At 70.0% G+C, this 22,247-nt stretch carries 18 protein-coding genes; 9 read left to right on the forward strand and 9 right to left on the reverse strand.

All coding sequences use genetic code 11. The features are described 5' to 3' along the window. The first annotated feature begins 236 nt into the window (after nucleotides 1-236). From FB458_RS07525 to FB458_RS07540, 4 genes are all read left to right on the forward strand, one after another. The gene (locus tag FB458_RS07525) at nucleotides 237-1,082 is read left to right on the forward strand and encodes a DUF429 domain-containing protein (protein WP_141847946.1); all 846 of its coding nucleotides are present in this window, start codon (nucleotides 237-239) and stop codon (nucleotides 1,080-1,082) included. 69 nt (nucleotides 1,083-1,151) lie between these two features. Beyond that, nucleotides 1,152-1,835 (forward strand): DUF5701 family protein, encoded by a 684-nt coding sequence (locus FB458_RS07530; protein ID WP_141847947.1) that lies wholly within the window; start codon nucleotides 1,152-1,154, stop codon nucleotides 1,833-1,835. Nucleotides 1,836-1,982: 147 nt separating this feature from the next. Further along, a complete protein-coding gene (locus FB458_RS07535; protein ID WP_246061511.1) occupies nucleotides 1,983-3,959 on the forward strand; it encodes an alpha/beta hydrolase in 1,977 nt (658 codons plus the stop codon). Between the two features lie 391 nt (nucleotides 3,960-4,350). Continuing rightward, a complete protein-coding gene (locus FB458_RS07540; protein ID WP_141847949.1) occupies nucleotides 4,351-7,308 on the forward strand; it encodes an AfsR/SARP family transcriptional regulator in 2,958 nt (985 codons plus the stop codon). Here FB458_RS07540 and FB458_RS07545 read toward each other — a convergent pair. Both FB458_RS07545 and FB458_RS07550 read right to left on the reverse strand, forming a co-directional pair. Beyond that, nucleotides 7,293-8,747: a hypothetical protein gene (locus FB458_RS07545; RefSeq protein WP_141847950.1), complete on the reverse strand. Its 1,455-nt coding sequence runs from the start codon at nucleotides 8,745-8,747 to the stop codon at nucleotides 7,293-7,295. The two genes, FB458_RS07540 and FB458_RS07545, sit on opposite strands and share 16 nt — an antisense overlap. Nucleotides 8,748-8,891: 144 nt before the next feature. Continuing rightward, nucleotides 8,892-9,785 carry a neutral zinc metallopeptidase gene (locus tag FB458_RS07550; protein WP_170185594.1) on the reverse strand — a complete coding sequence of 298 codons (894 nt, stop codon included), beginning with the start codon at nucleotides 9,783-9,785 and terminating at the stop codon, nucleotides 8,892-8,894. 286 nt (nucleotides 9,786-10,071) lie between these two features. Between FB458_RS07550 and FB458_RS07555 the strand changes: the two genes are divergently transcribed. After that, nucleotides 10,072-11,559: a DEAD/DEAH box helicase gene (locus FB458_RS07555; RefSeq protein ID WP_141847952.1), complete on the forward strand. Its 1,488-nt coding sequence runs from the start codon at nucleotides 10,072-10,074 to the stop codon at nucleotides 11,557-11,559. A 38-nt stretch (nucleotides 11,560-11,597) separates the two neighbouring features. After that, nucleotides 11,598-12,098 carry a polyketide cyclase gene (locus tag FB458_RS07560; protein WP_141847953.1) on the forward strand — a complete coding sequence of 167 codons (501 nt, stop codon included), beginning with the start codon at nucleotides 11,598-11,600 and terminating at the stop codon, nucleotides 12,096-12,098. 10 nt (nucleotides 12,099-12,108) lie between these two features. On the opposite strand, the gene FB458_RS07565 is transcribed toward FB458_RS07560, so the two are convergent. The 7 genes from FB458_RS07565 to FB458_RS07595 form a co-directional block, all read right to left on the reverse strand. Beyond that, on the reverse strand, nucleotides 12,109-12,951 hold the full coding sequence (locus FB458_RS07565) for an Fpg/Nei family DNA glycosylase (protein WP_141847954.1): 843 nt from the start codon (nucleotides 12,949-12,951) through the stop codon (nucleotides 12,109-12,111). An 84-nt stretch (nucleotides 12,952-13,035) separates the two neighbouring features. Next, complete coding sequence (locus FB458_RS07570; RefSeq protein WP_141847955.1) at nucleotides 13,036-13,605, reverse strand: hypothetical protein; 570 nt, start codon at nucleotides 13,603-13,605, stop codon at nucleotides 13,036-13,038. 113 nt (nucleotides 13,606-13,718) lie between these two features. Further along, nucleotides 13,719-14,834 carry an alanine dehydrogenase gene (ald, locus tag FB458_RS07575; protein WP_141847956.1) on the reverse strand — a complete coding sequence of 372 codons (1,116 nt, stop codon included), beginning with the start codon at nucleotides 14,832-14,834 and terminating at the stop codon, nucleotides 13,719-13,721. 52 nt (nucleotides 14,835-14,886) lie between these two features. Continuing rightward, a complete protein-coding gene (locus FB458_RS07580; protein WP_141847957.1) occupies nucleotides 14,887-15,081 on the reverse strand; it encodes a hypothetical protein in 195 nt (64 codons plus the stop codon). A 126-nt stretch (nucleotides 15,082-15,207) separates the two neighbouring features. Beyond that, the gene (locus tag FB458_RS07585; protein WP_141847958.1) at nucleotides 15,208-15,438 is read right to left on the reverse strand and encodes a hypothetical protein; all 231 of its coding nucleotides are present in this window, start codon (nucleotides 15,436-15,438) and stop codon (nucleotides 15,208-15,210) included. Between the two features lie 1,481 nt (nucleotides 15,439-16,919). Continuing rightward, on the reverse strand, nucleotides 16,920-17,447 hold the full coding sequence (locus tag FB458_RS07590) for a hypothetical protein (protein WP_141847959.1): 528 nt from the start codon (nucleotides 17,445-17,447) through the stop codon (nucleotides 16,920-16,922). A gap of 284 nt (nucleotides 17,448-17,731) precedes the next feature. Then, nucleotides 17,732-18,376, reverse strand: a complete 645-nt coding sequence (locus FB458_RS07595) for an MSMEG_1061 family FMN-dependent PPOX-type flavoprotein (protein WP_141847960.1) — start codon at nucleotides 18,374-18,376, stop codon at nucleotides 17,732-17,734. A 459-nt stretch (nucleotides 18,377-18,835) separates the two neighbouring features. Between FB458_RS07595 and FB458_RS07600 the strand changes: the two genes are divergently transcribed. From FB458_RS07600 to FB458_RS07610, 3 genes are read left to right on the forward strand one after another with little or no spacing between them, the layout of a single operon-like run. After that, nucleotides 18,836-19,996, forward strand: a complete 1,161-nt coding sequence (locus FB458_RS07600; RefSeq protein ID WP_141847961.1) for a DUF262 domain-containing protein — start codon at nucleotides 18,836-18,838, stop codon at nucleotides 19,994-19,996. After that, a complete protein-coding gene (locus tag FB458_RS07605) occupies nucleotides 19,993-21,066 on the forward strand; it encodes a DUF3696 domain-containing protein (protein ID WP_141847962.1) in 1,074 nt (357 codons plus the stop codon). The genes FB458_RS07600 and FB458_RS07605 overlap by 4 nt, the downstream gene beginning before the upstream one ends. Then, nucleotides 21,050-22,000 carry a hypothetical protein gene (locus FB458_RS07610; protein ID WP_141847963.1) on the forward strand — a complete coding sequence of 317 codons (951 nt, stop codon included), beginning with the start codon at nucleotides 21,050-21,052 and terminating at the stop codon, nucleotides 21,998-22,000. Before FB458_RS07605 ends, FB458_RS07610 begins: the two co-directional genes overlap by 17 nt. Nucleotides 22,001-22,247 lie beyond the last annotated feature (247 nt).

The following is a 22,247-nucleotide window of genomic DNA, read 5'->3' on the forward strand; positions in this document are numbered from 1 at the left end:
CCGTGCCGCCCGGCTGTCAATCGCCCCTCCCGGGAGGCTCCGTGAGCGTGGGGTCGCCCCTCGTGAGCCCCATTTGACAGCCGGCCGACCCGGGCCTGGGTGCGCCGGACGCACCGACAGGCGGTAGGCCCTGCCCGTACGGCGCCGCGTGCTGGGCGGGGCGTCGTGCGGGCGCCACTGCCTGTTCGCCCGGACCGCTCGGCTGTCAATGGTCCCCTCCGGGAGACTTTGTGAGCGTGGGTCTGGCGTTCGCGAGCCCCATTGACAGCCGGTCGACCCGAGTGCAGCGCGCCAGCCAGTGGCCTGCGTTCGCGCACGTCGCGCTGCACGATGTCTGCATGGAGACGATCGGGATCGACATGGCGGCCGACCCCAAGAACACGGCCGCTGCCCAGCTCCTGTGGCTGGACGGAGGTGTGCGGGTCATCGAGGTCTGTTCGCGGACAGGCGACGAGGAACTGGCCGCCTGGTTGGACCGCGACGTCGACAAGATCGGCGTCGACTGTCCGCTGGGCTGGCCTGATGCATTCGTCGACTTCGTGGTCGCGCATCGCGAACAGCAGCTGAGGCGCCCCGAGGTCGAGCCGGAGAAGTGGCGACGCACGCTGACTCTTCGCGAGACCGACATGGAGATCGTGAAGGCTCAGCTGGGGACGCCGCTGAGCGTGTCGGCCGATCGCATCGCCCACCCCACGCTGAGGTTGGCATCAGTGCTCTCCCGGCGCCGCCCTGCCGTCCGTCGTGACGGGTCGGACGTCGTCGTCGAGGTCTACCCCGCCGCCGCCCTGAAGAAGTGGCAGCTCCCCGGGACCGGCTACAAAGGGCCGAAGGCCGTCGACGCCAGGCGTCACATCGTCAATGGGCTGAACGATGCCCTCTCGCTCGACTGGGGCGGCCACGAGGACATTGCTGTCACCTCGGATCACGTCATGGACGCCGTGATCTGCGCTCTCGTGGCTCGCGCGGCCGCGACAGGTCGCACGACACGGCCAGAAAGTCTGCAGAAGGAGCAGGCGCTGCGCGAGGGGTGGATCCACGTGCCCACGTCGGAGGACCTGTCGACCCTCAGCGCGGACGCCTGAGTCCGGACGCTGGGAACGACGACGGCGTCGACCGCGTTGAGCACTGGCCGACCGACCGAAGGAGCGCCCGTGCCCACCGCCCCGTCTGTCACCAGCCCCACCACCACCGTCGTGCCCCCCGTCCTGCCCACCGTCGAGGACCAGGTCGAGCGACTGGTCGCCCTCGATGTCCCCGCGCTCGCCGGCGTTCCCGACGACACCTTCCGGGCGTACGGCGCCCCGCTGGTCACCACCGGGGCGCCGTACATCGACGCGCTCGTCGTCGTCCACCCGGACCTGGTCGGGCCCACCCGCCTGGCCCCGCTGCTGCGCCGCGGCGACCAGGGCGGGTTCGTCGTCGTCGACCTCACCGACCTCGACGACTTCGCGCCGATCGACGGCGTCGCCGTGCCCGACGCCCCCCTCTACCTCGTCCACGGCATCGACCGCGGTGACGACCTGCGCGGCACCACCCCGGACGCCGCCCTGCCGACGGTGCTCGAGCGGGGCCGCACCCCGCTCACCGTGAGCGAGGGGATCTCGTGGCTGCTGCAGGAGCCCGCCCGGCTCGAGCCCAACTACTGCTTCATGACCATCGGGTCTCGCCGTCGTACGGCCAGGGGTCTGGACGCCCGCACCCCTGCCATCTGGATCAGCAACGGCACCGGCCGCGACGGCCGCGAGCGGCGCGGCGCCCCCAAGGTCGGCTGGTGCTGGGCCGGCAACCACCACTCCTGGCTGGGGATGGCGAGCGCGACCGGCCGCCTGTCCTAGCGTCCGCATCCGTGCGGGACCAGTGCCGCACAACCGCGGACGTCCGAGAGGTCGGTGGTCGACGCCGCCGACGTCTCGGACGTACGGGCTTCGGTATCCGCAGTCGGGGTGCCGGGCGGTGCCGGCGGTCCTAGCCTGCCGAAGGTGATGCCTCGCCGCCTCGCCCTCGCCGCCGTCCTCGCCCTCGCGGCGACCGTCCCCGCGGCCGCGTCGGCCGCGCCGCCCACGGCCCCGACCACCGGGCCCCGTACGGCGTCGGTGCTCGCCGACCTGTCGGCCGCGGGCCTCACGACCTGCCACATCGGCGCCGGCGCGCCGACCCGGTGCGGACGGCTCGCCGTCCCGCTCGACCGCACCGACCCCGGGTCGGCCCGCATCACCGTCGGCTACGCGTGGATCCCCGCGACCGGCCGCAGCACCGGCACGGTCCTCGCGATGGAGGGCGGCCCCGGCTACCCCAGCACCGGCACGGCCGCCGACTTCCTCACCATGCTCGGCCCGCTGCACGCCGACCACGACCTGCTCCTCGTCGACGCCCGCGGCACCGGCCGCTCGACGGCGATCGACTGCCGCCCGCTCCAGACCCTCACCCCGCCGGCCCCGCGCCCGGCCCTCCTCGAGGCCGCCGGCGCGTGCGGTGACCAGCTCGACCACACCTGGAAGCGGACCGACGGGACCTGGCAGCACGGCTCGCAGCTCTTCACGACCGCGGCCACCGTCGCCGACGTCGCCGAGGTGGTCGACCACCTGCACCTCACCGGCCTCGACCTGTACGGCGACTCGTACGGCTCGTACTTCGCCCAGGCCTTCCTCGCCCGGCACGGCGACCTGCTGCGCTCGGCGACCCTCGACTCGACGTACGAGACCGTCGGCCTCGACCCCTGGTACCGCACCTCCGCGGTCGTCGCGCACCGCGCGTTCGACGAGACCTGCCGTCGCTCGCCCACCTGCCCACCCGGTTCCTGGGAAAGGATCGGCGAGCTCGCGAGCCGGCTACGCGCGCACCCGGTGAGCGGCCTCGTTCCCGGCACCGACGGCACCCGCCACCCGACCACCGTCGACGTCCAGGCCCTGGTCAACCTCGTCAACGACGCCGGGTACGACGCCGAGGTCTACCGCCAGCTCGACCCCGCCGTCCGCGCCGCCCTCGCCGGCGACCCGCTGCCGGTGCTGCGGCTCTACGCGCAGGACATCGGCTACGACTACAGCGACTACGCCGGCCCGGCCCGGGCCTACTCCGACGGGCTCTACCTCGCCGTCGCGTGCTCGGACTACCCGCAGCTGTTCGACCTGCGCGCCCCGGTCGCCGAGCGCAAGCGACAGCTCGCGACGGCGATCGCCGGCGCCGACCCGTCGTGGTTCGCGCCCTTCACCGCGGCCGAGTGGACCTCGGTCCTCGACTACACCGAGACCTACGCCGGCTGCCTCACCTGGCCGGCCCCCGTCGGGCCCGTCGAGCCGCCGGTGCCCGCCGGCGCGCCCCTCGACCCGGCCGGCGTGCCCGTCCTCGTCCTCACCGGAGAGGTCGACTCGCTCACACCGGACCTCGGTGCGCGGCACGTCGCACGGCAGATCGGCCGGTCCGCGACCGTGCTCGAGGCGGCGAACAACCCCCACCTCGTCGCGCTCGAGGACGCGCAGAGCACGTGCGGCGCCCAGGCCGTACGGCGCTTCGTCCGCACCCTCGTCGCGCCCGGCCCCGCCTGCCTCGCCGGCATCGCGCCGCTCGTGCTCCGGGCACAGTTCCCGACCACGCTCGGCACGAGCACGCCCGCCGGCGTCGTCTCCGGCAGCGCCGACGGCCCGGCCCGGCGCGCCGCCAGCCTCGCCTGGCAGGCCGTGTGGGACGCCGCCGCCCGGTACGACGTCGTCGACGGCCGCACCGACGCCGGCCTGCGCGGAGGCCGGGTCGACTACGCCCGCAACGGCTCCCGGGTCGTCCTCGACCACGACCGGCTCGCCGGTGACGCGAGCGTCACCGGCACCGTCGACACCGCGACCGGCGGGACGGTGACCGTCCGCGCCGACGACGGCCGCACCTGGCGTGTCCGGGTCGACCCGCTGACCGCCGACGGCATCGGGACAGTCCGCGTCGGCGGCGCCGCCCTCCGCGCAGTGGCCTGACGGGCCGCCGTAGTGTCCGCACTGTCGAGGCACCGGTGCCTTGGCGATGCGGACGGACCGCCCGGCTGTCAATGGCCCCGGCGGGAGGAGTCGGTGAGCGTGGGATCACCCCGCGGGAGCCCGATTGACAGCCGAGCGACCCGGGCGCGTGCGTCGGGACTCACCCTCATGGCACCCCTGGTCGAGCGGGCTCGCCGGCGCGCGGCAGGAGCGCGTGGGTGAGGAGTCGGCGGACCAGCAGGGTCGTCCTCGTGGTGGGCATGCGCCCAGGCTCGCCGCCCCCGGTTCAGCCGTCCTTCAGAACCCGCTGCGGCCGACCTCCCGCCGCGCCTATCCTCCCCGCGGGGGACGCTCGACGCCAGACCGGTGCACGTGATCGAGGGGAGGACCCGTGGACATCGAGGTCCGCGTGCTCGGCGCCCTCGAGGTGCTCGTCGACGGGGTCCCGGTGCGGCTCGGTGGTCGTAAGCAGCGATCGGTCCTGGCCGTGCTCGCCCTGTCGCCCGGTCACGCCGTCGCCGTCCCCCGCCTCGTCGACGGGGTGTGGGGGGAGGCGGCCGGCGACCGGGCCGGCGCGACCCTGCAGGTGTACGTCTCCACCCTGCGGCGGCTGCTCGCCGACGCCGGCGCGCCCGGGCTGCTCACGGCGCGGGCCCCTGGCTACGTCCTCGACCTGCCCCCGGGTGCGCGCGACCTCGACCGCCTCGACGCCCACGTCGCCGCCGCGCGGGCCGCGACCGCGGCCGACGACCACGACCGGGCGGCGCGGCACCTGCGCGACGCCCTCGCCCTCTGGCGCGGGCCGACGCTGGGCGACCTCGCCGGCGAACCCTTCGCCGGCCCCGAGGTGGTCCGGTACGACGAGCTGCGGGCCGCCCTGCTCGAGGACCGCGCCGAGGCGGACCTCGCGGCCGGGCGGCACGCCGAGCTCGTCGCCGAGCTCGAGGCCGCCACGCGGGCCGACCCGCTGCGCGAGCGCCTCTGGGGCGCGCTCATGCTCGCGCTCTACCGCTCGGGTCGGCAGGCGGACGCCCTGCGCACCTTCGCCCGGGCCCGGTCGGTGCTCGCCGACGAGGTCGGCCTGGACCCCGGACCCGCGCTGCGCGACCTCGAGCGGCGCATCCTCGGCCAGGACCCCGGGCTGGAGGCGCCGGGCGCGCGCCGTCCCCCGGTGTCGCTGCCGACGCCCGCGACCGAGCTCGTCGGCCGCGAGGAGGAGGCCGGGGAGGTCGGGCGGCTGCTCGAGGACGGCGCCCGCCTCGTCACCCTCACCGGCCCGGGCGGGGTGGGCAAGACCCGGCTCGCGCTCGAGGTGGCGCACCGGCTGGCGGCCGCGACCTCCCACACGACGGCGGGGGACGCCGTACGGCAGGTGCGGTTCGTGGGCCTCGACACCGTCGCCGACGGGGACCAGCTGCTGGCCGCCGTGGCCGCCGACCTCGGTCTCGGACTGTCCGGCGACGACCCCGTCCCGTCCGTCGCCGCGGCGACCGAGGGCCGCCCCACCCTGCTCGTGCTCGACAACTGCGAGCAGGTGACCGGTGCCGGCGCCGCGGTCGGCCGGCTGCTCGCGGCCGCCACCGGGGTCGCCGTCCTCGCCACCAGCCGGGCCCCGCTGCGGGTGCGCGGCGAGCAGGAGCGCCCGGTCGAGCCGCTCGCCCTGCCGCACGCCGGCGCGGGGACGGACGCCGTCGCCGCTGCCCCGGCGGTCGCCCTCTTCGCGGCCCGGGCCCGCACGGCCCGCCCCGACTTCCGGCTGGACGCCTCGACGGCCGGGCCGGTGACGGAAATCTGCACCGCGCTCGACGGGCTCCCCCTGGCCCTCGAGCTCGCCGCCGCGCGGCTGCGGGTGCTCGACCTGACGTCCCTGGCGGCCCGGCTCGACCGGGCGCTGTCGGTGCTCACCGGCGGCGCCGGCGACCTCCCGGCGCGGCACCGCACGCTGCGGGCCACCCTGGACTGGAGCCACGACCTGCTCACCCCGGCGCAGCAGCGGACCCTGGCCCGGCTGGGTGTGTTCCGTGGGACCTTCACCCTCGCCTCGGCCGAGGAGGTCTGCGGTCCGGACGTCGTCGACGACGTCGCCGCCCTCGTCGAGGGGCACCTGGTCCGCTCCCGGCCGAGCGACTCCGGCCTGCGGTTCGTCCTGCCCGGGACCGTGCGCGCCTACGCCGCAGAGCGCCTCGACGCGAGCCCGGACGCCGACCGGGTGCACGCCGCGCAGGCGACCCGGGTCGAGCGGTTGGTGCAGCGGCTCGTCGCCGACGCCGACGGTCCCGAGGCCCACCGCTGCGTCGCCGAGCTCACCGAGGAGCTGCCCGACATCCGTGGCGTCCTCGACCGGGCGAGCGAGCACGACCCCCGCCGAGCGGCGCGCGTCGCCGCGGCGCTGCGGTTCTACTGGCTCGTCTCGGGCCGGCTCACCGAGGCCCGCGAGTGGCTCGACCGGGTCGTCCCCCGCCTGCGGCCCGGCGACCCCGAGCAGGCGTCGACGGCGCTGGCCCGCGGGGCGCTCGCCTACTTCCAGGACGACCGGGACACCGCCGAGCGGGAGCTCGTCCGCGCGGTCGAGGCGGCCCGGGCGGCGTCCGACCCCGGCGTGGAGGGGGCGGCGACGGCGTACCGCGGCGCTCTGCTCGTCGGGCAGGAGCGGCTCGACGAGGCCGACGCGCTCGCCGCCGAGGCCCTCGCCATCGGCGACCGTCACGGGCTCTACGAGCCACGGGTCCTCGCGCTGTCGCTCGCCGCGGTCGTGGCGGCCTCGCGCGGCGACCTCGACGCCGAGCGCTCGCTCTACGAGCGCCGTCTCGAGCTGGTCCGGGCCCGCGGCGACGCGCGCCGCATCGCCGAGACCCTGGGCAACCTCGCCGAGGTGGCCCTGGCGGACGGGGACGTCGAGCGGGCCGGGCTCCTCGCCCGCGAGGCCCTGGACATCGCCCGCCAGGTCGCGCGGCTGGTCACCCGCGACGTCCTGCTGACCCTCGGTCGGGTGGCGCTGCTCACCGGGGACCCGACCACGGCGCGGGAGCGGCTGCGCGAGGCGCTCGACCTGTCGGTCGACCTGGGCCAGGGCTTCGAGACCGCGCAGTGCGTCGTCGCCCTCGCCGGGGTCGCCGCCGCCGAGGGAGACGACGTCCGCGCCGCGCGGCTGTACGGCGCCGCGCGGCGGATGCGCGACGCCGCGGGCGTCTCCGCGGTCGAGCTCGAGCCCGACCTGGAGGCCCACCGCACGCAGGTGCGCGACCGCCTCGGCGGCCCGACGTACGACGCCCTCGCGAGCGCCGGCGCCGCGCTCGACGCGGCCTCGCTCCTCGCGCTGGCGACGGCGGAGGCTCAGCCGATCCGGTAGCGGCTGTTGCCGAGGCTGCGCACGACGAGGACGGCGTCGTCGCCGTCGGCCCCGCTCGCGGCCCGGTCGACGCAGGCGATCGTGGCACCGCCGAGCGGCGACGACGCGCAGGCGGGCAGGGTGGCGTAGGTCCCCCCGTCGGGCTTGCGCTGGACCGGGCGGGTGGCCGCCGCGACGGCGGGATCCTGCCCGCCGAGCAGCGTGCCGTCGACGCGCAGGACGAAGACGAGCGGCTCGGCGGCGGTGGCCACGGCCGCCGGCGTCTCGATCCGCACCGGGACGCCGAGGCCGCCGGGGTTGGCCTCGCCCGTCATCTCCTCGATGGTCACGGACGTGCTCGTCGAGCCGGGGCGGGTGAGCTCGACGTCGGTGGCCTGCGGGTTGTCGGCCGTCGCCACCGGGGTCGTGCACCCGGCGCTGCTCCCTCCCGACACCGACCCCGTGCAGCTGCCCGTCGCGAGACCGGCCCCCTGCTTGACGGTCGCGGTGACCGCTCCGGATCCCGCGGTCGAGCCGACGATGCTGATCGTGCCGGTCCTCACGACGACCGTCCCGGTGAACGCGCTGCCGGGGTCGGTGGCGCGGTAGTCGGCGTCGATGATGCTCGTCCCCGTGCCGCCGGACTTGAGGATCCGCCCGGTGTTGACGACGAGCGCGAGGGGCAGCCCCGGGGTGAGCAGCCCCTGGTAGACGCCGCCGTCGTTCTGGAGAACGAGCTGCCCGGTGCCGCCGGCGTCGCGCAGGTTGAGCAGCGCGGTCCCGCGGTCGGCGGCGACGTACCCGGCGTTGCTGATCGTCACCTTGCCGTGGTTCTCGAGCACCCGGCCGTCGGAGAGGTTGACCCCGCGACCGCTCACGCTGACCGTGGCGCCGGGCGCGACGACGGTCCGGCCGGGCTGGGCGGGCACCGGCGAGCTGCAGTCCACCTCGGGCAGCTCGCAGCGTCGCGTCGTCTGGGTCGCCGCGCCCCTGGCCGTCGAGACCCAGGCCAGCTTGCGGGTGACCGTGAGCACGCCCTCGCCGCCGAGGCCGCCCTGGAGGGTGAGGTCCGCGCTCTGCGAGGTGCCGTGCAGCACCAGCCAGCCGCCCGGCTGGACGACGACCGCGCCGGCGTTGTGCAGGTGGAGCAGGTCGGCGGACCGTCCCGCCCGCAGGCGCACGGTGGCGCCGGCCGGGATGGTGACGTCGTCGTCGTACGGGGTGTCGAACCGTTGCCCAGGAACGCAGTCCGTGTCCCAGTTGAAGGGGTCGTCCCACGAGACGCCGTCGCCGACCTGACCGGCGGGGTCGCCCGCCGCGCCGTCCCAGACGAACACGGAGCCGGGGCAGACGGCCGGTCCCGCCGCCGAGGCAGGGGGGGCCGCGGCGGACAGTGCGGTGGCGAGGACGAGGGCGCCACCGAGGGCGGTGACGACGGAGGCGGCGGTACGACGGGACATTGCGGACCTCTTCTGCGAGGGCGGGATCGGGACACGGTAGGAGGAGGAGAGGGACTGCCGGGGCGGATCCCGGGCGATCCGCCCCGGCAGCATGCGGCCAGCACCCAGCGGCCTCCCAGGGGGAGGCCTGGCCGCGCCGCCGGATCAGCCCACGGCGGAGGTGGAAGGGACGCGGAGCCCCGTGGTCCGGGCGGGCATCAGCCGGCTCGGGAGCGCGGTGGACAGGTCGACGACGGGGCGCCGGTCGGCCCCGGCTGGAGCCTGGGTCGAGACGGGAGCGCCGGTCGAGACACCGACGACGCCGTACGACGTCCGGGTCGTGGCGTCCGCGGCCTTCGCCGTCGCGCTGTAGGCCTGGTTGCAGGCGGCCAGGCTGTACGCCTGGTAGCCGTAGCGGTACCAGTCGGCCCGCATCGCGCCGGTGCCGTGGCTGCCGTCGCCGTAGGGCTGCGAGTAGAGCCAGTTCCACATCTCCGAGTAGTCGGAGCCGACGAGCCGGCCGGTGGCGTAGCCGTAGCGGGCGTACATCCCGGCCAGGCAGTCGGCGTGGTACTCGCTGCTGTAGCCGACGTAGGCGTAGCCGAGCCAGGCGTCGACCGCGTGCCCCCACTCGTGGGCGAGGATCCCGCCGGACCCGAAGTCGCCGTACCGCGTCGTGTTCTGCTGGTTCCACGTGTAGTCGAGGTAGATCGTGTTGTCGGTGCTGCAGTAGAAGGAGTTGTTGGCCAGGGCCGTCCCGCACGGGGTGGAGATGAGGCCGACCGTCGAGGTGCGGTAGTAGACGAGACGGGGCTTGGCGTAGCGGGCGCCCCAGGCGCTCATCGTCGTCGACCAGAAGGTCGCGATCGACCCGCTCTGGTTGAAGCCCAGCAGGTTGACGACGCCGGAGTACTGCGTCTGCGCCGGGTTGAGGGCGTGGGCGGGGGCGCTGGTCGCGACGACGCCGGTGGCGACGGAGGCGAGCGCGGCGACGCCGGCGAGCGCCCGCGCGAGGCGGCGGGGGCGGCGGGTGGAAAGGGGGCGGGTGGCGGTCGACATCGGGGTCTCCTGCGGGGCTCGGTCGGCCCGGCGGGCCGTCTGCGACCAGCCTGCTGAGGAGCCCTTCAGCGATCCTTCAGACGGCCCTGGGGCGGCGACGGCGACGGGGGTGGTCGGGGCGCGTCGCGAGACGAGATATCCTGATCGGGTCGTGTGCGCCGTCGGCGCGCCGACCGGTCGACTGCTTCGCCGCGACATCGACGCGCGGCGCTTCCCCTCCTCGTCCTGACGGACTCGAGCGGTTCCGGCACCTGCGGCCACCCTCGTCCACCAGTGAAGGACTCCTGTGTCCACGACGTTCGCCGACCTCGGCGTGCCCGCCCCCATCGTTCAGGCGCTCGCCGCCGACGGCATCACCGCCCCGTTCCCCATCCAGGCCGCCACGATGGCCGACGCCCTCGCCGGCCGCGACGTGCTCGGCCGCGGCCGCACCGGCAGCGGCAAGACCGTCGCCTTCGCCGTGCCGACGGTCGCCGCCCTGGCGAAGTCGCGCCGGCCGCGCACCCCCGGCCGCCCCCGCGCGCTCCTGCTCGTGCCGACCCGCGAGCTCGCGGTGCAGGTGCAGGCCACCATCACCCCGCTCGCGACGGCCATGGGCCTGCGGACGATGACGATCTTCGGCGGCGTCGGCCAGGGCCCGCAGGTCTCGGCCCTCAAGCGCGGCGTCGACGTCGTCGTCGCGACCCCCGGCCGCCTCGAGGACCTCATCGCCCAGGGCCACTGCCGGCTCGACCAGGTCGAGGTCACCGTCCTTGACGAGGCCGACCACCTGTCCGACCTCGGCTTCCTGCCCGCCGTACGGCGCCTGCTGACCGCCACCCCGGCGGACGGCCAGCGCCTGCTCTTCTCCGCGACCCTCGACCAGGCGGTCGACCAGGTCGTCAAGCGCTTCCTGCACCAGCCGGTCACGCACTCGGTCGACAGCGCCGCGTCGCCCGTCCCGGCGATGACGCACCACCTGCTCCAGGTCACCGCCGACGGCAAGGCCGGCGTCGTCCAGCGCCTCGTCGGCGGCCAGGGCCGCACGGTCGCCTTCACCCGCACCAAGCACCGCGCGAAGAAGCTGGCCAAGGAGCTCACCGCGGCGGGCATCCCCGCGGTCGACCTGCACGGCAACCTGTCGCAGGCCGCCCGCCAGCGCAACCTCGCCGCCTTCGGCTCGGGCGAGACCCGCGTCCTCGTCGCCACCGACATCGCCGCGCGCGGCATCCACGTCGACGACGTCGCGCTCGTCGTCCACGTCGACCCGCCGACCGAGCACAAGGCCTACCTGCACCGCTCCGGCCGTACGGCGCGCGCCGGCAACGAGGGCGTCGTCGTCACCGTCAGCACCCGCGACGAGCACCGCGACGTCACCCAGATGATGCGCAAGGCCGGCATCAAGCCGCGCCTCGCCGACGTCACGGTCGCCCACCCGGTGCTCGAGGAGCTCGCGGGTCCGCAGGCCGCGTTCGTCGAGCCGGCCCCGGTCGTCGCGGCCGCGCCGTCGGGTGGCGGGGGTGGCCGTGGTCGCGGGTCCCGTGGCGGGGTCCGTGGCGGCGCGTCGCCCTCGTCCAACGGTGCTGCCGGCTCCGCCTCGTCGCGTGGTCGCCGTGGTGGCTCCCGTTCCGGCTCCGGGTCGGCGTCCGTCTACTCCACGTCGACCGGTTCGCGCGGCGGGGCTCCCCGCGGCGGCGGCCAGTCGCGTCCGGGTCAGCGCTCCGGCGCCGCGCCGGCCGGGTCCACCGGTGGTGCGGCGGCGTTCTCGTCGTCGCGGAGCCGTCGCTCGCGCTGAGCCTGACGCGCCCTCCGGGGCGTGACACGATCGGTGCCGTGATCGGCGACCGGTGGGGCGTCAGCGACGCGGAGGTGGCGGCGCCGTACCCCTGCGACGACCTCGTGACCCGACCCGCGCTGCAGGCCTGGCGCGGCGTCGACGTCGCGGCCCCACCCGAGCGGGTGTGGCCGTGGGTCGCGCAGCTGCGCGTCGCGCCCTATTCCTACGACTGGGTCGACAACGGCGGCCGCCGCTCCCCGCGGCGGCTGCTCGACCTGCCCGAGCCGAAGGTCGGCGACCCGTTCACGTCGACCCGCGGCCGGCCCATCGGTCGGCTGCTCGCGGTCGAGCCCGGGCGCAGCCTCACCGGCGAGGTGCTCGGCGCGGTGATGACGTACGTCGTCGCGCCCGTCCCGGGCCGGCCCGGCCGCAGCCGGCTGCTGCTCAAGGTCGTCATGGAAACCTCACGCCCGGTCGCCGTGCTCGTCACGCTCGGCGACCTCGTCATGGCCCGCAAGCAGCTGCTCACCTGGCGCGACCTCGCCGAGGGACGCTGACCTCAGCCCGTCAGGCGGCGACCGCGCCCTCGGGCTGGCAGCCGGGGCACCAGAACAGGTTCCGACCGGCGAGCTCGCGGGTGCGGACCGTCGTCCCGCAGAGCCGGCACGCGAGGCCGTCGCGACGGTAGACGTAGTAGCGGCTGTCGCGCCGTCGCTCACCCGGCGCCCGCCGTGCCGCGCCGGCGGGCTTGTCCTCGTCGCGGAGGGTCTCGATCCGCCCGCGCCGGACGCCGATGGCCATGAGCGCGACGAGGTCCGCCCACATCGCGTCCCACGTCTCCTTGTCCAGCGCCTTGCCCGGCAGGGCCGGGTCGACACCGTGCCGGAAGAGGATCTCGGCGCGGTAGACGTTGCCGATGCCGGCGACGATCGACTGGTCCATGAGCAAGGTGGCGACCGCCGAGCGTGAACGGTGGATGCGTTCCCAGGCACGCTCCGGCTCGGCGTCGGCGCGCAGCGGGTCGGGGCCGAGGCGGTCGAGCAGCGCGGCGACCGCCTCCGGCGCGAGCAGCTCGCAGGCGGTCGGCCCGCGCAGGTCGGCGAGACCAGACTCGCTGACCAGCCGCCAGCGCACCTGACCCACCGGCTCCGGCACGGGGTCACCGGCCTCGCGGGTCCGGTAGCCGACCTTGCCGTAGAGCCCGAGGTGCACGTGCACCCGCTCCTCGAGGTCGTCGAAGCGCACGAGCAGGTGCTTGCCCCAGGCCTCCCCACGTCGCAGCACGAGCCCGTCGAGCCGGTCGGCGCCCGCGGTGAACCGGCCCTGCGGGCTGCTCGAGGCGACCTCGTGGCCGCCGAACCAGCGGGTCATCGAGCGCGCGAGCCGGTGGACGGTGTGGCCCTCAGGCACGGCCGGGCGGGGTCGTCGTACGGGCGGCCGAGCAGGTCACCTCACGACGCTAACCGCCGCCGTGGGGGGCTCGCAGTCGTCCCGTCACCCGAGGTAGACCCACCCGGCGCCGGCCGTGCACGGCCGCGTGGTCGCGCAGCTGTAGTCGCCCGACTGGGTCATGCCGACCTCGACGCTGCCCTGGACCCCGCCGATGGCCGAGGTCCACACCATCGACAGCCCGACCGAGTAGTAGCCGGAGCCGGCGTTCGGCAGGTAGCTGAGGTTGGGCAGCTTCGCCGAGACGACGCTCGAGCCGATCGTCGCGGACCCGGAGACGTTGGCGTAGGCGGCCCACGCGCTGCCGTTCCAGCGGTACACGTGGTAGGTCACCTTGACCGTCTGCGTGCCCGACGCGGTGCGCTGGGCGACCGGTCCGCTCTGGAAGAGCCACTGGCGCCACATCGGGCCGGTCACGGCCGAGCCGGTGTCGTAGTGGCTGCCCTGCACGCCGTAGACGGTCGGCATGACGGGGACGTTGGTGCGGCCGCTCCACGTGTAGGCCTGCGACGAGGCGGTGCCGGCGACGCCGAGGCCTGCGGCGGCCAGGACGACGGCGGCGGCGCGGGTCGCCGTACGGACGCGGGGACGGAGGGTGCGGGTGGACTGCGACATCGGGGGCTCCTCGGCTCGGGCGGCCCCGGCGGGGCCGATGGGAGCAGCGTGGTCCCGAGCCCTTCAGAGGTTCTTCAGAGCCGGGGACCCGCCCCCGATGTCGCGCGCTGGGCTCAGCCCAGGACGTCCTCGAGCCCGACGGCCTGGATGCCGACGGCCTCACCGACGGGGCCGTTGGTCAGGTGCCCGCCGTGCGTGTTGAGCCCGTGCGCGAGCGACCGGTCGCGGCGGCAGGCGTCCTGCCAGCCGCGGTCGGCCAGCGCGACGACGTAGGGGAGGGTCGCGTTGGTCAGGGCGTACGTCGACGTGTTGGGCACGGCGCCGGGCATGTTGGCCACGCAGTAGAACGTCGAGCCGTGCACCTGGTAGGTCGGGTCGTCGTGCGTCGTCGCGTGGGTGTCCTCGAAGCAGCCGCCCTGGTCGACGGCGATGTCGACGAGGACCGAGCCCTCCTTCATCTGCGAGACGAGCTCGTTGCTGACGAGCTTCGGGGCGGCCGCGCCGGGGATGAGGACGGCGCCGATGACCATGTCTGCCTCCATGACCTGCTGGCGGATCGCCAAGCTCGACGAGGCAAGGCCGTGGACGCGGTTGTTGTAGCGCCAGAACGACATCCGCAGCTTGTCGAGGTCGGTGTCGAGCAGGGTGACGTCGGCGCCCATGCCGAGCGCGATGTTCGCCGCGTTCTGGCCGGAGACGCCGGCGCCGATGATGACGACCTTGGCGTTGGCGACGCCGCCGACGCCGCCCATGAGGACGCCGCGGCCGCCCTGGGCCTTCATCAGCTGGTAGGCGCCGACCTGCGGCGCGAGGCACCCGGCGACCTCGGACATCGGGTAGAGCAGCGGCAGCCCGCCGGACGGCAGCTGCACCGTCTCGTAGGCGATCCCGGTGACCTTCTTGTCGAGCAGCTCGCGGGTCAGGCGCGGGTCGGCGGCCAGGTGCAGGTAGGTGAAGAGGGTCAGACCCTCGCGCAGCCGGTGATACTCCTCCTCCACCGGCTCCTTGACCTTGAGGACGGTGTCGGCGTCGCCCCACACGTCGTCGGCGGTGTCGACGATGCGCGCGCCGGCGGCGACGTACTCCTCGTCGGTCACCTGGGAGCCGAGACCGGCGCCCTTCTGGACGAGCACCTCGTGGCCGTGCGCGACGAGCTCGTGCGCTCCGATCGGGGTGAGGGCGACGCGGTACTCGCGGTTCTTCACTTCGGTGGGCACGCCGATGCGCACGGTGTCTCCTTCGACGACGGTGTCGGCCCGGGTCGCGGGCTCCGCCTCGAATTTAGACCCGCGCGCGGGTCAGTACATGGGCACCCCGTACGACGTCAGCTGGCTCGCCTCGAGCTCCTCCACCGACCCGGGTCGAGCCGACGTCGGTCGCGGCGAACGGGTCCCAGGTCTGCGGGTGCCACACCTTGCTGCGGGCGAAGCTCTTCGCGCAGTGGTCGTAGACCTCCTCGACGTCGAGGACGAGCACCAGCCATCGACCTAGCACTGGCGACACGCCAGCCGGCCGGGTGGACCATCACAAACACATGGAGCCCTTAAGCCTCGCTACGAGGTGGGCCGTCTGCCTAGACGCGCGGACCCATCGTCCGGCTAATCAATTCTCGCCCAATAACGGCTGGAGCAGGGCGCCTGGGCCGAAGACCCACGTGCCGTCGACGCCATCCATGCGAACCTCGAACCAGTAGATGGGCCTGCCCTTGTCTCGGCCCCAGCTGCGATTGACTACGACGCCGTTCCGCATCTGCCCCGGCGTCTCATAGCGGTTAAATACACGGACGCGCATCCCGGGCTTCCACTCCTCGCCCCACCGTTGTTCCTCGGCCATGCATGGACATTAGCTCAGCGTCCTCGCGCGGCGAGACTCGGTCGTCGGGCGAAACTACAGCAGTCATCGAGCAGCACACTGATCACACTTCCAAACTGCTGCGTAATCACTGACGTCCCTCTAAAATGTCGGACGTGACCGACAGACGAATCGCCCTTGAGTTTGAAGGTTCGCTAGTGGATGCCCGAGCCCTAGCTCGTGCGATCGCTGCGACCTCTGAAGCGAGTCGGGTCAGGCGCGGAACGGTGTTCGTCGAGGGATTCTCAATGAATCCAGCCGACAGATGGCATGCGGGAGAGCCGCACATCACTATCACAGAGAAGTGATGAGTCGAGTTCTCCGTTCAGCCATGCGTAGAGATCGGCATGCACAGGTTATCGTTCTGACCCTGATTTCGGTTATACCCTCTACCTGCCCTGCGGGGCATTTCCACAACGGAGAAACTTCCGCTAGGTAACAAAGTTCTGAGGCAAATTCGGCGTTCGTCGATGTTGGCATGGGTACATGCAAGTATGGCAGAGCACGAGATCGTCAGGGCTTGGCGGATAACCAAACAGAGCCAACAATTCTGACGCATCCTTTTCAATTGCTGAAATCCGAGCCAATGGGTCTCTAGCTCGCTTGACGAGGCTAATCTCGCGAAGTTCAACATCTGTGATCATCACGCTTGCTCTAACATTTAGTACCTGCCCTTGCGTGTGCTGGCACCCTTCGGTCGAGAATCGGCACACGTTACAGACGCCGCGTGCATCCTTGACAACACGGACATCGTAGTTCTGTCCGCTAATGTGACGACAAGTTGAAGCATCCTCCTGACAAATCGAGCAAATATAGCGGCACGTGAACCCCATTGAGTTGGCCAACGGAACATGCGGGAGATGTACCAGACACTCCTGGAACCATCTGCCCTTATCGTACTTAAGTTCGCATCCATATAAGCCCCCGCGAATTTCCCCGCTTCGATGAAGGAGTGTGTGAATCTCGTCAATGAGGTCCAAAAGCAGGGGTTCCTGATGCCCTAGAGAAACCTTTGCCTGCGGGTCCGCGTCAATTGCTGCATCAATCAACCACAAGTACCCTCGGCCGGACGCCGCGAGCACTTCTTGGATTAGCATGCCTGCAGCACAAAAGTCAGCGTACGGTTGTCTATTTAGGCGAAGGTACTCATCCGTGAAGTGGTCAAAGGCGCGCTCGCGTAAAGAGAACCACTGTTCCACGCGCTTTCGTCCGGCATGTCGGACAAATGCGCCCGTGGGGCCGGCGAGAAGGGCCTTGCCGTCTGGGAGTAATCCCGCCACGCCAGGAGCGCTTAGTGCGCGCTTGAGTTTTAGTTCAGCAGTCCACATAGCTGTGCGCGCCTTAACCAGTTCATCTAAACCTTGATGGATGCAATGTTGAATCCGAGCTGGACCCGATGGTGGAGGCAGCACCACGTTGGTTCGCGCAACGAGAGCCTTTATATGCATGTAGGTCCGAACCCCTCATATGTCATCCACTTCGCGAATCAGTTTTCGCGATTTGTCCACGCCGCCTAGAGTCTCAAGCAAAATTTTGGCTATTTCTTCGGCGCGCGCATTGATTTGCACACCCTCGATCCGAGTATCGGTGTCATTTTTCTCAATCTTCGCTATCCGAACTTCCAGAATGGCATCATCCGCCAACGTACCCCCTGCTCTTGCAACACGGATGCGCTCGATTACGTAGTTGGCGAGGCCGAGGAGGCCAGCGCTACTGATATTCGAGGCCACGCCGACGGCGATTGCCAAAGCTACATCCGCCGAGTACTCAGCCAAGAATCTACGATCGTCTGCCCCGTCAAGGAAGTCCACGGTGAAGTCGGGCTTCACGCAGACCTTTAGCGCTCCCAGGTCAGCCTCGGAGTACAGGTCGATGCCGTCGCGCCGTTCTGAAGGCAGCACCACTACCTGCGGCAGGGTGTCCTCCGTCAGGCGTCCAACCAGACGCTCGACTATCCCGTCTGAGGGAAACCACTCGCTCACCGAACTCATATCGAGAGCCTCCCACAGAGTTGCAATGCGTCAGGCGAGGAACTCGAAACATGTGCCCCATGCCCACGCGGTCGTCGAGAGGGGCCTTGTGCTTGGCGGCTTGAGCCCGACCGTGGTGGCCTGAGGCGTCCGACACAGCGTGCTCGGGGCTGCCAAAGTGATCGACCATGGCCATCCGATGACGCGCCAGTAGCCGCGTCGTGAGTGACAGAGCCCCGTGGGTCAGGATTCAAGTTCGCCGATCTCGTGTCGGACCTCCCGCCTCAGCGTCGGGGTCGCGCGAGTCAGTACAAGGGCGCCCCGTACGACGTCAGCTGGCTCGCCTCGAGCTCCTCCACCGACCCGGGTCGAGCCGGCTGCGGCTCACCGGCCGCGCGTCGCGCGCGGGCGGTCGAGCCGACGTCGGTCGCGGCGAACGGGTCCCAGGTCTGCGGGTGCCACACCTTGCCCCGGGCGAAGCTCTTGGCGCAGTGGCCGAAGACCTCCTCGACGTCGAGGACGAGCGCGAGCACCGGCCGGCGCCCGTCGACGGCGAGGTCGTCGAACCACGGCGCGTCGGCCACGAGACGGGCGGCGCCGTTGACGCGCAACGTGTCCGAGCGTCCGGGGACGACGAAGACGATGCCGGCGCGGGGGTGGAGCAGGACGTTGCGGTAGCCGTCGACGCGGCGGTTGCCCGGCCGCTCGGCGAGGGCGATCGTCGTGTCGTCGAGGACGTGGACGAGCGAGCCGGCCGGGTCGCCCTTCGGCGAGACGTCGAGGTGCCCCTCGCCGTCCGAGGTCGCGACGAAGCACAGCCGCGCAGCGGCGAGCCAGCGGCGGTCGTCCTCGTCGAGCCGGTCGCGCACCTTCCCCGCTGCCCGCTCCGTCGGCTCGCCGACGATGTCCACAAGCTGCTCCAGCGTCGTCACCCGCGTCTCGTCGCTCATAGTCACACCCTCTCACCGCGGGCGCGGCTGAGATGGGCCGCGAGATGCATTTCGCGCTGCCCCGCGATGCTCGATTCGGCTCGAGAGGACGAGCGCGGAGACTATTAGCCTTCGGGATGCCGTCCCTTTCGAAGCCCATTGAAGGGTGCGGTGATGCCAACGCTCCCGCGATGTGCGTTGACCACCCACAGGCGGGAAGGGCGCAAACTCGGCGTGCGATCGTCGTGCGTCAGATCGCGGCGTCCTCGAGGGCGAGGGCGTGGCACTCATGCACACGGCAGACGGCTAAGCGCCGAAACGGTCCGCCCCCACACCCCTACGCTGGCGGCCCCGAGTCTGACAATGATTTGCCTCAAGTCCTGATCGGTCCAGGCGCAAAGTCGAGCCGCTCATGTCCAACGGAGCAGTGCGACGAACCACATGGTGGTTCATCTCGGCGCGAGGCTCTACGCTTCGCTCATGACTGACTCAGCGGCGCCCGACGCAATCGTCGAGGAGCAATTTGCAGGCGAGGGTACCGGCGTAGAGCTAGAAACAACTGACGACGACGCCTCACCGGCCCGCGAGATTGAGCCCTGGGATCCCGAAAAAATTCGTGTATCCACGAAGAGCTTTTCGCTGCGTAATGTCCTAGACATGATAGATGCTGACGACTTGGAGCTTGCGCCCGACTTTCAGCGAAATCGCGTATGGAAGGCGCGCCAAAAGTCTCGTCTCATCGAAAGTCTTCTTTTGCAAATCCCACTGCCGGCTTTCTACTTTGCTGAGGATGCTGACGGCCTCTTACGTGTAGTCGACGGGCTCCAGCGGCTATCAACTATACACGGATTTGTCCGCGGGCAAGAGTTTGCCCTCGATGATCTTGAGTACTTGGAAAAGGATGGGAGCAAGTTCTCGGATCTGGAGCCTGCGCTGCAGCGTCGCCTACACAACGCGCAAATAGTTGTGCACGTTATCGATCCTTCGACGCCCGAAGAGGTCAAGTACGACATCTTTAAGCGGATCAACACCGGTGGCGAGCCCCTCAACGCCATGGAAGTCCGACACTGTATGAGCCGCACCCGTAGTCGTGACTTCCTCAAACGCTGCGCGGCCAGCGAGGCATTCCAAACAGCGACCGGTGGAGTGCTCAAGGACCATGTGCGCATGCAAGATCGTGAGGCTGCCTTACGATTCTGCGCGTTTCGCATGCTCGGAGACATTTCCAACTACGACGAATACGGTTCGTTGGAACGATTGCTTGATTGGGCGGTACGCCAGATAGACGACAACGCTGCTTTGTCAGACTCCCAACTGGCTGCTCTTTTCGAAGACTTTGAGCTAGCCATGAACAATGCCACACTAGTCTTTGGCGGCCATGCATTTCGTAAGTGGCCGACTACGTCAGAGCGCTACTCGCCGATCAACCGAGCACTGTTCGAAAGTTGGGCCGTGGTTCTAGCGGATTATGATGAAAGAAGCTTGACTCCGATCGCAAGCGCGATAGTACGCAAGGCGCGCGAAGTGATGACTTCTGATCCAAATTACATCGCAAGCATCAGCAGTTCGACCTCGGACGCTCGCCGAGTTGAGATGCGCTTTATGGTCCCGCGGCGTCTCGTCTCTAGGCTCGCTTCATGATTAAGTCATTGGAGCTCGTGGCTTTCAAGAAGTTTGCACACTTTCAGATGCCGATGCGCTCCCTAACGGTTCTTACTGGGCTTAACGGGAGCGGCAAGAGTACGATAACGCAGTCATTGCTGCTTGCACATCAGGCTTCGCTCTCGAAAGCGCCCACGGTGCCGTTGACCGCTGAGCCGGGGTTGGATCTAGGAGAAGAAGAGGACGTACTGCACGAGGCGGCGACCAGCGACCACGTGGAAATCAATATCAGCGACGGTTTTGACCATCGGTGGACATTCCAGGTTGGCGCAGGTAGGGAGTTGCCCCACCTTTACGTGTTAAACCGACCGGCCGTGCCGCCCGCGCCATTCGGCTCTTCGGCCCTGACGTATTTAAGCGCAGAGCGGCTAGGTCCACGCACGAGTCACCAGACCGTGGCAGTCGAGGACGCCCGGACGGCCGTTGGCGAGGATGGGCGTTTCGTGGCGCATGCATTGGCTGTGAACGCTCAAATGCAGGTGTCGGCCGCTCGGCGTCATGAGTCCGCTGGCAATGTCATTACTCTTCCTGCTCAGACCGAAGCCTGGCTGAGCAGTGTGGTTGGACCCACTCAGATCGAAACCGCACTTGTGCCTCGCACTCGAGTCGTCACCATGCATGTTCGCCCTAGGGGGTCGGGGCGATGGCTGCTCCCGACCAATACTGGCTTCGGAATCAGTTACACACTACCTGTCATAGTTGCTGGCCTTCTTGCGCCAAAGAACGGTCTTCTGATAGTTGATGCCCCTGAAGCGCACTTGCATGCCTCAGCCCAAGCTTCTATCGGCGCTTTTCTGGCCACCATTGCCGGATCGGGGGTGCAGGTTGTTGTAGAGACACATAGCGAGCATGTGCTGAACGGCATTCGGCGAGCCGTCGCCATCAACAAAGTTTTGCCCAGCGCCGAGGTCGGTCTCGTGTTCTTTGGTGCCGAAGGAGCCTCGTTCCCCACGATGGATGACCAGGGACGCCTAGATCACTGGCCGCCGTTGTTTTTTGATCAGTTAGACACTGACCTTGGAGAGTTGACCCGTGCTCGGCGTGGCTAGTTTGGCAGGGACCGATCGCTTCTTTCTCGACGAAGATGGGTTCGCGTTCACCGATGAACACCCTGAGTCCCTGCAGGCAACCTTAGAGATCTTTATCGACCTGCTTGATGAAGTCGAGCGCTCGGGAACGGTACTCGCTTGGGACGGTATCTGGGATATCCAAGCTAGATCGGGACGTACGCTCGCTACACTACTTTTCGTCCCCTCGGAAATCGACCGTGATATTCGCCGCCTCCTTGGGGCACGCTTCGATAAAATCCAAAAATACGATGAGACCCTGAATCCGTCTTTGACATCAATCTGCAACGGCCAGTCCACTGGCATTTCGCCAGGAATCTCAATTTGTGCGGAGAAGCGGCGGAGTGGCCGAGCGGCTTGTTGCGTCACGACGAATCAAAGCGGCCGCATTGGCGACGTTGAGATCAGTGATGGCGCGGGCGACGCGATCTTGGCGCCATTTCTGGTCCAAGCTGACCAAGTGCCAGACTTTTGGCGGTTCGCACTGGATGTGGAACGGGCTCCAAACATTGAAATTCACGAGGTGGCCTGTTGGGCCTTTCCGCAATTAACATTCGCTCCCGGCGTATGGAGGCAGGTCCGCCGTTTCGTCGGTCCGGCAGAGACTTCTCGCAGACTTCTGCTTCAAAACTTGGCAGGCTTGAACGACCATGCACCTTCAGTTTGGCGCGAAGAGGTTCAGTCGCATGTAATCGCAGCCAGAATGAAGGTACTTGCTGGAGTCGACTGCTCACTTGAGAGCCCCAATACCCATAACAATTCGGCGGCTATGCGCGAGCGGGAAGTTGATTTCGATGGTCGAATCGTAATGTGCGAGTGGCATGCCAAGCTGGAGCCGCACCAGAACCGGGTCCACTTTAAGGTGCAGGACGACCGTGTTTACGTCGGGATATTCACTGACCACCTCTCGACTTAGCGCGGGCATAAGCCGCATCAAGACGGTCACGCACTTGTCGCCGGCCCGGTGTGGGACCACACGTGCTCGTCGACACCGATCACTTGGACGCCGCTAAAGCGGTGTGGGGCGATCAGTGCGCGACGGTCCTCGGCGAGAACCGAGTCTGGCGGTGGGTCACACGATGCCGAGGCCGACCGCGATCAGCGATACCGACAGTGCCCTACGACAAGCCCCTCCAGGGCCCACTGCAACCCACGGCGACAGC

The sequence above is a fragment of the Lapillicoccus jejuensis genome (genome assembly GCF_006715055.1).
Lineage (GTDB): Bacteria > Actinomycetota > Actinomycetes > Actinomycetales > Dermatophilaceae > Lapillicoccus > Lapillicoccus jejuensis.

Bases quoted from the DNA above. Each gene is read 5' to 3' on its own strand.
- FB458_RS07535 (WP_246061511.1), top strand. From the start codon at position 1,983: ATGCCTCGCCGCCTCGCCCTCGCCGCCGTCCTCGCCCTCGCGGCGACC.
- FB458_RS07545 (WP_141847950.1), bottom strand. From the start codon at position 8,747: ATGTCCCGTCGTACCGCCGCCTCCGTCGTCACCGCCCTCGGTGGCGCC.
- FB458_RS07550 (WP_170185594.1), bottom strand. From the start codon at position 9,785: ATGTCGACCGCCACCCGCCCCCTTTCCACCCGCCGCCCCCGCCGCCTC.
- FB458_RS07570 (WP_141847955.1), bottom strand. From the start codon at position 13,605: ATGTCGCAGTCCACCCGCACCCTCCGTCCCCGCGTCCGTACGGCGACC.
- FB458_RS07585 (WP_141847958.1), bottom strand. From the start codon at position 15,438: ATGGCCGAGGAACAACGGTGGGGCGAGGAGTGGAAGCCCGGGATGCGC.
- FB458_RS07590 (WP_141847959.1), bottom strand. From the start codon at position 17,447: ATGAGTTCGGTGAGCGAGTGGTTTCCCTCAGACGGGATAGTCGAGCGT.
- FB458_RS07595 (WP_141847960.1), bottom strand. From the start codon at position 18,376: ATGAGCGACGAGACGCGGGTGACGACGCTGGAGCAGCTTGTGGACATC.
- FB458_RS07600 (WP_141847961.1), top strand. From the start codon at position 18,836: ATGACTGACTCAGCGGCGCCCGACGCAATCGTCGAGGAGCAATTTGCA.
- FB458_RS07605 (WP_141847962.1), top strand. From the start codon at position 19,993: ATGATTAAGTCATTGGAGCTCGTGGCTTTCAAGAAGTTTGCACACTTT.